Annotated in this window: 12 protein-coding genes; all 12 read left to right on the forward strand. The window is 37.1% G+C overall.

All coding sequences use genetic code 11. From position 1 onward, the window contains the following. Window positions 1–428 precede the first annotated feature (428 nt). The 12 genes from PMEL_RS07215 to PMEL_RS07265 all read left to right on the forward strand — a co-directional run bounded on the left by PMEL_RS07215 (window position 429) and on the right by PMEL_RS07265 (window position 13,482). Window positions 429–1,124, forward strand: coding sequence for a CRISPR-associated endonuclease Cas6 (locus tag PMEL_RS07215; RefSeq protein ID WP_120174704.1), 696 nt, complete (start codon window positions 429–431; stop codon window positions 1,122–1,124). After that, window positions 1,111–3,591 (forward strand): type III-A CRISPR-associated protein Cas10/Csm1, encoded by a 2,481-nt coding sequence (cas10, locus tag PMEL_RS07220; RefSeq protein ID WP_120174705.1) that lies wholly within the window; start codon window positions 1,111–1,113, stop codon window positions 3,589–3,591. Before PMEL_RS07215 ends, cas10 begins: the two co-directional genes overlap by 14 nt. Before the next feature lie 17 nt (window positions 3,592–3,608). Further along, on the forward strand, window positions 3,609–4,073 hold the full coding sequence (gene csm2 / locus PMEL_RS07225) for a type III-A CRISPR-associated protein Csm2 (RefSeq protein WP_120174706.1): 465 nt from the start codon (window positions 3,609–3,611) through the stop codon (window positions 4,071–4,073). Further along, window positions 4,057–4,776 carry a type III-A CRISPR-associated RAMP protein Csm3 gene (gene csm3, locus PMEL_RS07230; RefSeq protein WP_231999439.1) on the forward strand — a complete coding sequence of 240 codons (720 nt, stop codon included), beginning with the start codon at window positions 4,057–4,059 and terminating at the stop codon, window positions 4,774–4,776. Before csm2 ends, csm3 begins: the two co-directional genes overlap by 17 nt. Window positions 4,777–4,778: 2 nt before the next feature. Then, a complete protein-coding gene (csm4, locus tag PMEL_RS07235; protein ID WP_120174707.1) occupies window positions 4,779–5,780 on the forward strand; it encodes a type III-A CRISPR-associated RAMP protein Csm4 in 1,002 nt (333 codons plus the stop codon). Further along, window positions 5,773–6,885, forward strand: coding sequence for a type III-A CRISPR-associated RAMP protein Csm5 (csm5, locus tag PMEL_RS07240; RefSeq protein ID WP_120174708.1), 1,113 nt, complete (start codon window positions 5,773–5,775; stop codon window positions 6,883–6,885). The genes csm4 and csm5 overlap by 8 nt, the downstream gene beginning before the upstream one ends. A 3-nt stretch (window positions 6,886–6,888) precedes the next feature. Beyond that, window positions 6,889–8,010 (forward strand): Card1-like endonuclease domain-containing protein, encoded by a 1,122-nt coding sequence (locus tag PMEL_RS07245; protein ID WP_120174709.1) that lies wholly within the window; start codon window positions 6,889–6,891, stop codon window positions 8,008–8,010. Window positions 8,011–8,015: 5 nt separating this feature from the next. Continuing rightward, a complete protein-coding gene (gene csx2, locus PMEL_RS07250) occupies window positions 8,016–9,347 on the forward strand; it encodes a TIGR02221 family CRISPR-associated protein (RefSeq protein WP_231999440.1) in 1,332 nt (443 codons plus the stop codon). 184 nt (window positions 9,348–9,531) lie between these two features. After that, complete coding sequence (locus PMEL_RS12360; RefSeq protein WP_231999441.1) at window positions 9,532–9,684, forward strand: hypothetical protein; 153 nt, start codon at window positions 9,532–9,534, stop codon at window positions 9,682–9,684. Between the two features lie 17 nt (window positions 9,685–9,701). Further along, the gene (locus PMEL_RS07255; protein WP_120174710.1) at window positions 9,702–11,147 is read left to right on the forward strand and encodes an ATP-dependent RecD-like DNA helicase; all 1,446 of its coding nucleotides are present in this window, start codon (window positions 9,702–9,704) and stop codon (window positions 11,145–11,147) included. Between the two features lie 264 nt (window positions 11,148–11,411). After that, window positions 11,412–12,389: a CRISPR-associated endonuclease Cas1 gene (gene cas1 / locus PMEL_RS07260; protein WP_120174711.1), complete on the forward strand. Its 978-nt coding sequence runs from the start codon at window positions 11,412–11,414 to the stop codon at window positions 12,387–12,389. A 76-nt stretch (window positions 12,390–12,465) separates the two neighbouring features. Then, window positions 12,466–13,482 carry a CRISPR-associated primase-polymerase type B gene (locus tag PMEL_RS07265; RefSeq protein ID WP_120174712.1) on the forward strand — a complete coding sequence of 339 codons (1,017 nt, stop codon included), beginning with the start codon at window positions 12,466–12,468 and terminating at the stop codon, window positions 13,480–13,482. Window positions 13,483–13,496 lie beyond the last annotated feature (14 nt).

Here is a 13,496-nt window from a genome sequence, read left to right on the forward strand (position 1 = left end):
AGAGTCATATCGGTCTTTTTGAAGTAATAAAATGAAAAGGCTTTCTGTATAGAAAGGCGATAATAGAATAGACCGTTAAGCTCCTTAGCTGTGTTTTTATATAATGTCTAACTTCTGTTACTCCCTTAAAAAATATACGAAAAGCATCCACACGTTTAAAGTAAGAACCACAAATGGTTTCACTCCACAATTCATGGTATTATTACCCAAAATAGGTTTTAACAACCTACATGAAGTGAAATTTATAAAAAACAATCATCTATTAAAAGATTTTTCGGAATTACCAAATAAATTAAATATATTTCATTATCTTTGCATTTATAGTCCTAAACATGATACACCGATATTATAAGGAGTGTATATTCCTTAATGAACGATGTCTGATTGAGTGACAAGCCACCCATAACCTAAAATATAAAGCCAAAACAATGACCAAAATAAAGACACTGACCATACTGTTTGATACCCCCTTACAGCGATCAGAAATCCCGCTATTTCGTGGAGCCATTATTGCAGCAATTCCCTCAAGTAATATCCTATTCCATAATCACGATGGTACGTCCCTACGATACTCCTATCCGCTGATACAATACAAGCGGATTGGCGGCAAAGCTGCTATCACCTGCATTGGCAAGGGAGTGGATTCTATAGGGCAATTTTTCTCCATAAATAAAGACCATAAACTAAGGATTAGGGATAAAACAAGGACTTTCCCTATACAGAATTTACAAGCCCTACAGACCGAAATACAGTGCTGGGATTGTAGTTTTGATTACCGCATACGGGATTGGCTACCCCTAAACGAAACAAACTACAAAGTTTATACTGAAACAACGAGTCTCATAGAACATATAAAAATACTCGAAAAAATCCTCATTGGCAATATATTATCCCTCGCCAAGGGGCTTGAAATAAATATTACATCAACGATTGACGTTTCCATAACAGCTATCGAAAACATACGAAGTGTTAGATACAAACGAGTTCCGTTACAATGTATGGACATACAATTTAAAAGTAATCTGTCTTTGCCCGACTTTATAGGTATAGGCAAACATACAAGTGTGGGATTCGGTATAATAACTAAGAAAAATAACGTAAAAAATAAATATGAACAACATTAGAGAACATATCTACCTATCAGCTATACTGCACGAAATCGGAAAGTTTTACCAAAAAGCAGACACCGAGAATATTACTATAACTTCTAGTCCGATAAATATAGGTGAACTTGAAGATCTATTCTACTTAAAACAAGAAGCTAAATATACCTTGTGGACAAAACTATTTATTAAGGAAAACCAGCAGGTCTTTAATAAGTTGCTTAGAAACACTCAAAACGAGTCAAGTAACAAAGACAATTTGAAGAGCTTAGTCAAAGGTCAGATTAATAAAATAGAACAAATAATCAAAGAAGCATTATTATTATCTTCTGGTAAAGAAGATTATACAGAAGAACATTCTACTGAAAGCGAAAGCAACTGGAAATCTTGTAAGAACGAAAGATTGATTCCCATTTTAGAAACAATTGGTAATCAAGATGAATTGTTAACGAATAAAGAATGGCATCAACTTCCTGTACAGAAGCTGATACCTTCTATTGATAATTTTCCTCAACAGGAAATTACTGAAGTTCCTAACTATAGCAATCTATGGAAGGGGTTTAAAAGTGAATTTGCCTCACTCACTCACAGTACTTACCAAACTTTTTCAGGCAATCTCTTAACATTACTATACAAATACACCTCTTTCATTCCATCCAATATAACACACTCTCCAGATATTTCACTCTATGATCATATCAAAACAACAACAGCACTAGCCATCTGCCTTTACGATCTTATGTGCTCAGGAGAAAAACCAAAAGATCGTTTCCTCCTCATTGGTGCCGACCTCAGTGGAATTCAATCATATATCTATCAGATAGTATCAAAATATGCTGGTAAAAACCTTAAAGGCCGATCTTTTTATATTCGTTTGTTATCAGACGCAGTTGTGCGTTATCTATTGAAACAACTAAACCTCTTTCAAGCAAATATCATATATAATAGTGGTGGAGGATTTTATCTTCTAGCACCTAATACAACTGGTATCAAACAGAAGCTTAAAACAGCTATCAAAGAAATTGAACAAAGAATATTCACAACACATGGAACATCACTATATGTTGCAATTGATAGCATTACAGTTTCTGATGATGCTTTACTACATAGAAACGGAGAAGATATAGGTAAACTATGGGGGAATCTGTTTATAAAAAAAGATCAACGAAAAAATCAAAGATATGCAGCAATGATGGAAGAGGATTATAAAAGATTCTTTAGCCCACAATCAGGTCTCAATAAATTTGATTGTATCTCTGGAGAAGAAATTCCTGCCAACGAACAAAGCTACAGCGAGGGAGAACTTTCACCACTCCGTTATATTACAAAAGAACAAATAGTTTTAGGCCATAAGCTCCGCGATTTTGATTTACTTATCATCAGCGAATCAGAAGTACCTTATTTAGCAGACAAATGTTCTGTAGAGCCTGCTCAATTAGGCTTCCATTACTACCTTCTGAAACAAGAAGAATTAATAAAAGTGAAAGATAAAATATGTTTTGAAAAAGAACCGCTAACTATTTTACAAGCCAATACAAGCAAAGATGGTGATAACCTTGTAAAAATAATCGAGAATTCTAATACCGTCTATGGTTTATTCTACTATGGTGGAAACGAATTAGGCTGCACAAGAATACCAACTTTTGAGGAACTATGCCATAAATCAGATACAGATAATGCTTTTAGGCGATTAGGAGTTCTAAGAATGGATGTCGATAACCTTGGACGTATATTCCAAGCTGGTATAAATCCTCAATATACATCTCTATCACGTTATGCAACATTAAGCCGTTCGTTCGATTATTTCTTCTCAGGTTATCTAAATGAGATCTGGAGAGAAACAGATCCAAGTAAATCAATCATCATATATAGTGGTGGTGACGACCTTTTCATTGTTGGTAGTTGGGAAAAAACTGTTGAGATTGCAAAACGTATAAGAGAAGATTTCCGTAAATACACTTGTAACAATCCCAATTTAACTATATCTGGTGGTGTCACCTTGCTATCACCTAAGTTTCCAATAATGAAAGGTGCAGAAGAAAGTGCTATTGAGGAAGATAGGGCTAAAAAACACCGATGCAAGCAATTAGAAAAGAATTCCTTTGCTCTACTCAACACAGCATTGAATTGGGATGAAGAGTTTCCAGCCGTTGAAGCACTAAAAAATGAGATAAAAGAACTACACATTGATGATGCCATCAAGAGTTCCTTTATATCAAAAGTTCTCAGACATAGAACTAATGCAGAGATAGATTCACACAAAATTACAAACTTCAAAACCTATTGGATGATTGCGTACGATATGGGCAGGATGAAGAACCGTACAAAAAACGTACAAGCGAAAGAATTAATTAATCAATACATAAAAGAGATATGTGGTAATAGTTCATGTCTAAATAACAAAACTATAAAATCTTACTATCATCCTTTAGAACTATGGGCATTAGCGTGTAGATGGGCAGAATTAGAACTACGAACAAACAAATAAATTAAAAGAGAACAATTATGGTAACACCTTACAAAGAGAACAGGTATCCCGACAAGAGAAGAAACAGTTGGAATACAAACAAGGATGGGTCTGAAACTCCAGAAGAGATTTTAACCAAAGCTAATTTTGATGAAAGTTGGATTACGGAAGGAGCCAACGAGAGACTTCCAGATTTTGCTGAAGTCCTTGGAAAATATATGGCAAGGAATGGACTTACCAATTCTAAAATCCGCAGTATTTATGGAGAAATAAAAAGAATACAAATGGGTAAATTTGAGATAGAAAAAGCTTCTTTCTTTTTACTCCGTCCGAAAGTAGCCTATGCTTTTGGAAGAGATGAAAAAAACAAAGGATTAAAACTATTCAAACTCATCTTTGAGAGAGTATATCTTCTTGTCAAAGATCAAAAAACCTATAATAATTTCTGCAATCTTATAGAAGCTATCCTTGCATACCATAAAGCGTATGGAGGAAAAGATTAAATTATTACATTATAAAGAACTATCTATGACTACAACAAGATTAAAAAAGAAAGTTGTCTATACTGGTACTATTATATTAAAGACCGGTTTACACATTGGTGGAACAAATGCAGCACTCAACATTGGTGGACCAGATAAATTTGTAGTTCGTAACCCTTTAACCAATATTCCTTATATACCAGGAAGTTCTCTTAAAGGGAAGCTACGATGTTTAGTTGAATTAGCAAATGGAGAGTCTAATGAAGGTAAACCTTCAAACAATCCACAAAGCAAAGCTGGTGCATTGTTTGGTACTGCAGGAGATAGTGAGTCAAATCATGCATCACGCCTAATTGTAAGAGATGCAGTTATGGCAACACAAAATGATGACGAAAATGAACTAAAAATATTTGGACTTAAACGTTCTGACATACTAGACTTTAGCAATACTGATTTACCATTTACCGAGAGTAAAACAGAAGTAAATATAGATCGCATTACAGCTAAGGCTAATCCACGAACTTTTGAAAGAGTACCAGCAGGGGCATTTTTCAAGTTAGAAATGATTCTAAATATCTTTGAAGGAGAAGATGAAAGTAGTTTAAGAAGCACTCTAAATCAAGGAATTACCCTTCTACATGACGATTACCTTGGAGGAAACGGTTCACGTGGATACGGCCAAGTTGGAATAAAAATAATAAAAGAAGACGAAAAGACTTATTGAGTATGAAGACATTCTCAATCATAAAGCTAACTAACCTCTCTCCCATACATATAGGAATGGGCAGAGAGGCCACAGACTGTTCTGCACACACGCTACATTCTGATACTCTTTCTGCAGCATTGGCAGCTATGCGGGTACAAATTAAAGGCCCTAAAGAAATTAAAGAGTTTATAAATTCTTTTTCTATCAGCTCAGCCTTCCCCTTTTGGGAAAACCATCTTTTTCTACCAAAACCGCAAGGCCGCCTACAGGTTAGAATCAGAGAAAAAGAAGAAAGTCTAACACGTAAAATTCTTAAAGGAGTCCAATATATAGAAAGTAGTCTTTGGAGTCAACTAATTAAAGGAGAAGTAATTTATGTAGATCAAAATCAAATACACAAGAACCTGCTCTATGGTTCAATGAATAACGGATCATTTCCTATTATCTCACGTTCACAAGTAAATGAGCGAGTTAGCGTATCACGGGAAAAAGGGAAAGATGCAGAACCCTTCTTCTTCGAGTGGGATTTTTATCATAATAAAGCTGGACTCTATGTTCTTACTGATGCTAAAAAAGAATTACTCAAAGAATTATATGAGCTCTTCACCATACTCGGTGAACAGGGAATAGGAACAGACCGAAATATTGGTGGCGGCAAATTCAATGTTGAATATGGAGGGACATTAGAATTAGGGGAAACAAAAGAAAATAGTAACGGACAATTGCTTCTCTCACTCTATATCCCAACAGAAGAAGAGCTTCCAAAACTCAACCTCAAGAACTCCCTGTATAGCATTTTACCTCGAGGTGGTTTTATGGCTGGTAGCTGTAATGAAAAAAATCGGCATCTTCACAAAAAAAACATATATATGTTCAATGTCGGTTCTTACTTCATTACAAAAGAGCAATTACAAGGAAAAGTCGTAGATTTACAGCCCACATGGAACAGTAACGAAATGCATCCTGTCTACAGAAGCGGATTACCTCTTAGTGTACCTATTAAAATATTAAACTATGAGTAAAGTCAAAATAGATATCGTGAGCAGAGTTCATATTGGTTCTGGTGAAATTCTGCAATATGGAAGTGATTTCATAGATTTCCAAGAAGGGGGTGATAATTATGTAGGTATTATATCTCCTCGAAAAATAATGTCTCTGATAAAAAATGATACAAAAGCATTAGACGCTTGGATAGCAACTATTGAAAGAAAAAAATCTATCATTGACTTTATGAAGACCTATGCTCCAAAAGCAATTACTGATGATTATTGCTTCAGAATTGATCATACGTATGAAACTCTTAAAGAAAATGACACCCTCCAAACTTTTATTCATAACGGTTTAGGAGATCCCTACATCCCAGGGAGTTCTATCAAAGGTGCAATACGCACAGCTGTCCTATCCAATATTATCAATAAAAAAAATGAAGTGGAAAATCTTGTTAATCCTACAAGGATTAATGCAAAAGCTATAGAGCAGCACTTGTTAGGAGAAAATCCGAACAAAGATATATACCGTTTTCTCAAAATTGGAGATGCCGTTTTCGGTAATAATTATGAAAATATTGTAAGATTATTTAGTATTAATGAACGGGAAACAAACAGCTACTGGGATACATCTAAAAGCCAGTTGGTTGAAACATTGATGCCCAAAGATTCATCTGTCTGCGAAATAAGACTTGATTTAAAAGCTTATGAATACGCAAAAAAATATGTCCAAGAGCTACCAGAATGTATGTCATCACTCAATAAAATGTTCTCTACTATCAATCAACATACAAAGAGCTTATTAGCTCATGAAATAAAATATTGGCAAGACCATATTAATAATCCAAATGCTGAAAACGTAGATAAATACATTAAAAACCTGGAAATCATTATGGAACAGATACAAAAATGCAAAGACCCAAGTAAGACCTCCTGTATCCTACGTTTAGGAGCAGGATCAGGATGGCGATTCATTACTGGAGCATGGGCTGAAACATTTGAAAAATTCAACGAAAGTATTGTTCCTGTAGCACGTCCTCAAAATCAAAGATATAGTAATTACAGCTTTCCTAAATCAAGAAGGCTTGATAGTTCCTGTAAACCTTTAGGTTTCATACGTATGACATTATTAGAGGATTAAGCAATGAAAAAAAAGGTACATATAGCGCTTGTCGGAGGTCAAACTATGCCTGTTATTCTCGGTATAAAAGAAAGTTTTCCTGACGAGGTCATACTTGTGCATTCTGAGAAAAGCGCATCTGAAGCAAAACATATAGAGAACCTCTGTTCTGAAGAATGCAATCTACAAGAATTTCCACCTGTTGATTATGATACTATCAAAGTTTCTGTTAACAAACTATTACACAAACTTACTGATGATGAGATAACAATCAACCTATCTGGTGGAACAAAGCCATGGGCTCTTTCATTTGCCTTACAAACACAAGGGATGAAGAATGTTACATTGTTATACATCGATCAAAATAGTATATGCTACAACTATACCCAACAAAAGAAATGGACTTGTAAAGGCCTCAACATGGAAGAGTTAATGCAGTACAATGGTCAACTTGCAAAGTCACATATCTTATTAGATGACTATACAGAAGATGATCTTGATATCTTACAGGCAATAAAAGCTATAAGGCAATATAACTTTAACGATTTTAATAGATTAACAACACCTGGAAAAGATGGACAAAAAAAAATAAACAATCAAAGTAAAGGAACACTTCAAACCTCCAATGGTTCATACATAGAATGGAACAAAAAAGAAAATTACATAACTCTATCACTGAGTGGCAAATATGGATTTAAAGAAAACACATTTGAGTCCCCACACATTATGCAGATTGTTTTCAACTCGGGCTGGTTTGAATATGACGTTGCACTGATGATTAGCAAATGGAAATATGCCAAAGAGATTTGGTTAAACACCATTTATCCATATAATAATAAGTATCCCAAAAATGAGATAGACATAATTGTCAATACAGGTTATAAACTTCTTATGATAGAGTGCAAGACCCAAATATATGACAACACAGATATTGATAAATTCAACACAGCTGTGAAAAACTATGGTGGATTGGGATCTAAGGCACTCTTCATTACAGATGCAAAGATGAAACCAGAAGCTATAGAAAAATGTTCAGACAATCATATTCTCTCATTTAGTATGAAAGACTTTGAAAATCGACAGTCAGCACAAGAATCATTATTCCAACTACTCGACAAAGAACTTTTTTATATAAATACCAAATAGTAATAATGGCACGAAAACTATTCATATCCGTTCTCGGGACGGGTCTATACGAAAAAAGTGTATACACACAAGGAGATTTTAAATCCAGTGAAACAAGATTCATCCAACAGGCAACACTTGAGTTGATTGGATGTAAGGAAACTTGGACAGAAGAAGATAGGGTTTGCATCCTGCTCACAGACAAAGCGAAAGAATTAAACTGGGAGGTATCATCACGCAAACATCCGCATACGAAGGAAGAAATAGCCTACGAGGGACTGAGCACTTTACTCCAGAAAATGGATTTACGTTCACATATTATACCTGTATCAATCTGCGATGGGAAGAATGAGGACGAAATGTGGAAGATATTCCAAACTACATTTGAGCTAATACAGGATGGGGATGAACTTTACTTCGACCTCACCCACAGTTTCCGCTATTTACCAATGCTCATTCTTGTTCTTAGCAATTATGCAAAGTTCTTAAAGAACATCCGCATAGCACATATTTCATACGGCAACTATGAAGCACGTAACGAAGAGGGTTCCCCTATCGTAGATTTGCTACCGCTGACAGTTCTTCAAGACTGGACCTTTGCTGCTGCCGATTTCTTACACAATGGACGTAGCGAACAGCTGACACAACTAACCCAACAAGTGTTTAAGCCAATTCTGCGTAATACTTGTGGTCAAAATAAGGAAGCTAGCAATTTGGAATATTTCTCCAACTCTTTGCAGAGGATAACAAATAATCTTCAAATGTGTCGTGGACTTGAGATTACTCATAATGATAACATTGCTAAATTACAGAAGAACATCGAGAACCTCTCAAAAGAGATCATCATTCCTTTAATTCCTATAGTTAATAAAATAACGCAGTCCTTTACAAGGTTCTCTACAGATTCCAATATACTCAACGGATTGCACGCAGCACAATGGTGCTACGATAATCAAATGTATCAACAAGCTATTACTATTCTACAAGAAACTGTTGTTACATATATCTGTCATAACGAAAATCTTTCTATAACTGATAAGGACGCACGTAACCTTGTAAATACGGCTTTTTATGTTATAGGAAAAAGATGGCAAGAAAGAGAAAATCTTTGGACACTTCCAAAATACGGAGAAGGGAATGAAGCTCTTAATAAAGTGCGAGAACTCATCAAACTGCCAATTATGATAGCTTTATCAAACAGTTTTGAGAACGCAACAGAAATCCGTAACGATTTCAATCATGCAGGCTTCCGTAAACAAGTATTTAGTCCTAAACAGCTTATTGAGAAAATCGAAAAGAGTATAAAAGACATACATGACATTATCATCAACGAAAATTATGTTCATCAACCTCTCTAACCACCCTTTCGCGACCTGGTCTTCCTCGCAACTATCAGCTGCGAGGGAATATGGTGAACTGCAGGAAATTGCCTTTCCGAATATTGACCCGGAGCTTAGCAAAGTTTACGTACAAAAGGAGGCTGATGCCTGTGTAACGATGATACTGGAGACCTACCCTACAGAAAACCTAACGGTGCACATTATGGGCGAACTTACTTTCTGCTACTATGCTGTCAGACTACTGAAGAAGGCGGGAATACGTTGTGTTGCATCTACTACAGAACGAATTGTAGAGGAAACTGAAGACCATCGAAAACTTGTACGTTTCTCCTTTGTCCAGTTCAGAGAATATTAATCATTGCTATCAAAGAAATGACAAAAAAGAAAGACAAGCAGATAATTCTGACACCTTCCCAACAGCAGGCTTTCAATAAGTTGAAAGACTTTGTCAACGGTAGCAGTGCCAACACATTCATCCTTACTGGATATGCTGGAACCGGAAAGACTACACTGATGAAGACACTCATTGAGTGGATAAACGAGCAGAACAAAGAATTCCAGCTGCTTGCCTCAACGGGCAGAGCGGCAAAGATTCTCAGCAACAAGACAGAATGTGAGGCTAAGACAGTTCATAGTTGCATCTATACCTTTGCAGATTTCAATCAGGATATCGAAAAGGTCGTCAACCAAATTGACGACTCAAAAGGTATTGACGATACAGGACAGTTATTATTGCAATTTACATCAGCCTCAGCAAAGAATTCTGATTATGAGCGCAAAGTCTATATCATTGACGAAGCCTCTATGATTTCTGACCATCCTGACAAGAACCCCACCCAGGCTATCTTCGGGACAGGAAGGCTGCTGCACGACCTTATTAACTTTGACAACAAGGGGTGCTTTATCTTCGTTGGAGACGCCTGCCAGCTACCTCCTATCTCGCAAGACTTCTCGCCTGCGCTTGACAAAGAATATCTGGAGGATGTTCACAGAATGACTATTGAACGTGCTACGCTCAATGAGATTGTACGTCAGCAGGATGGCAACGACATTGTCATCGCTGCCACACGTATGCGCACACTCTATCAGAATCCGCCTCAAGTAAAATGGGGAAAGTTTCCTTTCCGTGGTTATAAAGACATCAAGATACATCCTAACCAGCTATCAATAGTCAATGCCTATATCAACAACGTAAAGCAGAATGGCTTTGAAGAAGCCACCCTTCTCTGTGGAAGCAATGCCGCCTGCAACATACTGACGAGTATCGTACGTCCTGCCCTCGGTTTCAATAAATCCTTACTTGAAGTGGGCGAACTCCTACTTATCACACAGAACAACAATACGACAAGACTCATGAATGGTGACCTCGTAAAGGTTATCTCCACAGAACGGCGCATAAGACGTGCAGGACTCACCTTCCTGCAAGTTGAAGTGGAAGAAATGGTTAGCAAGCAAACTTTCTCTCTGCTTCTCATAGAAGACATCCTCTATGGTAATATGACCAACCTTACGCAAGAATCCCAAAAGGCTCTCTTCATCGACTTCTACCGACGAATGAAGGAGCAGCATATCAAACCCAAGACTGATGCCTTCAAGACTGCTATGTTTAACGACCCTTACCTCAATGCCCTCCGAGCTGTCTATGGCTATGCCCTTACTTGTCACAAGGCACAAGGAGGAGAGTGGAAGGACGTGTATCTCGACATCCCCCGACGCCTCAGCCACTCTCCGAAGCGTTCAGTTTATCAATGGCTCTACACTGCTATGACACGCGCCAGTGATTGTCTACACGTAGCAGATGATTTCTTTATTGGTTGAGGACTTTTAATAAAGACCATCAAATAAGAGCTATTGCTCTCTGATAAAACGAGGATGTACAGGACCTCCGCACCATTAGTGCGAACGCTCCGCACACAACGTGTTAAGCGTTAGCACCACGGGAAAAGGAGGCGAAAAAAATGAGAATCACCTTCCTTGTAACAAGATAAAGCATTCCTTCTGACGTCTTACCTAAAATAGGCAAGTTCTATCAGACATCAATAATAAAGAATAAAAATAAGATTTAAACACACATCTAACTTTATGGAATTAATACTCAACACATTTGGCGTTTCACTTAATCGTGACAATGAAGGTTTCGTTATCAATACATCTGAGGGTAAACAACGCATACCTGCTGTAGGCATAGATAGCATACAAATCAGCCGTGGTGCACAGATAACAAGTGATGCCGTGATGCTCGCCATAGAACACGAGATAGAAGTAATGTTCATGGACAAGACTGGAAAACCTATCGGACGTATATGGAGTCCTAAATATGGTAGTATTTCTACTATTCGTAAAGGGCAGTTGAACTTTATCTACTCTCACAATGCTGTAGACTGGATAAAGGAAGTCTTGCTCAAGAAGATAGAAAATCAACAGGCTCTGATGTTACTTTTCAACAATGATGACCATCCGGAAACAGATACAGAAAAAAACATAGCAAGATTAGAAGACTACCGCAACAAAATCCGTACACTTGATGGCGACATTGTTAATGATATAGCTCCTATGTTACGTGGATGGGAGGGACAAGCCTCACGCATATATTTCAGCACTATAAATGCATTCCTTCCGGAGCAGTTTCGCTTCAATATCCGCTCACAACATCCTGCGCTCGACATCACAAATGCGTTCCTCAATTATGGTTATGGTATCCTCTACGGCCGCATTGAGGGAGCGCTTATTAAAGCAGGAGTTGACCCATACATTGGTGTTCTACACCGTGACGACTACAATCGTCCCGTTCTTGTCTATGATATCATCGAGATGTACCGTATCTGGGTAGATTATGTTGTCTATACACTTCTTGCACAAAATGTTATTACAGAGGAGTTTTATTCTGTTCGTGAAGATGGCTCTTACTGGCTTGAAGCCCTTGGACGTCGTGTACTCATACAATCACTCAACGACTACATGGACGAGGTGGTAACCGTAAAAGGAGTAACAAGGTCTCGTTTGACTATACTCTCACTCTATGCACAATCCCTTGCCCAAAAATTTAAAGAGGAAATGTAAAGAATTAACGAGGAGAAAACTGAAAACAGTTTAGTCTCCTAACCCTAATACATTAATACTTTCACCTGAGAACACTATGCTACTATTCGGAACAAACATACAATCTGCAGCTGACGAATTAAAGAAGGTACAGGAAGAGTATCTTTATAATAGCCTCCGTAACCCTAAACACACTATTGCTGCAACAATCCAGCAACTACGTATAGTTTACAGCATGGATGCTAAAGCCTATGCGCAGTTAAAAAGAAGACTGCCATATTTTGTTTGTGGACAATTTAACCCACCTTTCCGCAGAAAGGAGAACTTCGCTTACACAGAAAGTTTTATTCTGGACTTTGACCATCTATCATCTAAACAACTTTCAATGAAAACTATACGTGATAATATAGTGAAAGATGAACAAGTCATGATGTGTTTTACGTCACCAAGTGAGGATGGCCTGAAAGTTATGTTTCGGCTTAAAGAACGATGCTATGATGCTGGATTATATTCTATTTTTTACAAGGCCTTTGCTGCAACTTTTGCCATGCGACATAATTTGACCCAAGTAACTGATAGTAAGACCTCAGATGTTGCACGTGCATGTTTTATCAGCATAGACCCAAATGCTTATTTCAATCCAAATTCAATACCTGTTGATATTAAAGCTTATCTTGACGAATCAAATCCAGACTTGCTCTTCAAAATAAAACACGAACAAGACGAACATGACAAAGTTATTAAGAAGAGTGACGACAAACAGGCTCCTTCACCAAAAGATCCTGACAAAGATATATTAACACGTATTCGACAGCAACTTAATCCAAAGGCACAACTGCCAGTAGAACAACATCCAGCCTATGTACCAGAACGGCTCAACGAAATAATTGCTGAACTAAAACTCTTTATAGAAGAAACAGGACTACAAGTAACAGAGATTATTAATATACAATATGCTAAGAAAATACGAGCACGATTAGGACAAAAGGAAGCCGAGGTAAACCTATTTTATGGTAAACGCGGATTCAGCGTCGTCATATCTCCCAGACTTGGAACAAATGAAGAACTGAACGAACTACTTGCAGATTTAATTAAAGCTTTTCTACAAAAGTAAGAAGACAAAACAAG

The sequence above is a fragment of the Prevotella melaninogenica genome, assembly GCF_003609775.1.
GTDB classification, from domain to species: Bacteria; Bacteroidota; Bacteroidia; order Bacteroidales; family Bacteroidaceae; genus Prevotella; species Prevotella melaninogenica_A.

Excerpts from the sequence above, each read along its gene's own strand:
- PMEL_RS07215 (WP_120174704.1), top strand. The coding sequence starts at position 429 with ATGACCAAAATAAAGACACTGACCATACTGTTTGATACCCCCTTACAG.
- cas10 (WP_120174705.1), top strand. The coding sequence starts at position 1,111 with ATGAACAACATTAGAGAACATATCTACCTATCAGCTATACTGCACGAA.
- csm2 (WP_120174706.1), top strand. The coding sequence starts at position 3,609 with ATGGTAACACCTTACAAAGAGAACAGGTATCCCGACAAGAGAAGAAAC.
- csm3 (WP_231999439.1), top strand. The coding sequence starts at position 4,057 with ATGGAGGAAAAGATTAAATTATTACATTATAAAGAACTATCTATGACT.
- csm4 (WP_120174707.1), top strand. The coding sequence starts at position 4,779 with ATGAAGACATTCTCAATCATAAAGCTAACTAACCTCTCTCCCATACAT.
- csm5 (WP_120174708.1), top strand. The coding sequence starts at position 5,773 with ATGAGTAAAGTCAAAATAGATATCGTGAGCAGAGTTCATATTGGTTCT.
- PMEL_RS07245 (WP_120174709.1), top strand. The coding sequence starts at position 6,889 with ATGAAAAAAAAGGTACATATAGCGCTTGTCGGAGGTCAAACTATGCCT.
- csx2 (WP_231999440.1), top strand. The coding sequence starts at position 8,016 with ATGGCACGAAAACTATTCATATCCGTTCTCGGGACGGGTCTATACGAA.
- PMEL_RS12360 (WP_231999441.1), top strand. The coding sequence starts at position 9,532 with ATGGGCGAACTTACTTTCTGCTACTATGCTGTCAGACTACTGAAGAAG.
- PMEL_RS07255 (WP_120174710.1), top strand. The coding sequence starts at position 9,702 with ATGACAAAAAAGAAAGACAAGCAGATAATTCTGACACCTTCCCAACAG.
- cas1 (WP_120174711.1), top strand. The coding sequence starts at position 11,412 with ATGGAATTAATACTCAACACATTTGGCGTTTCACTTAATCGTGACAAT.
- PMEL_RS07265 (WP_120174712.1), top strand. The coding sequence starts at position 12,466 with ATGCTACTATTCGGAACAAACATACAATCTGCAGCTGACGAATTAAAG.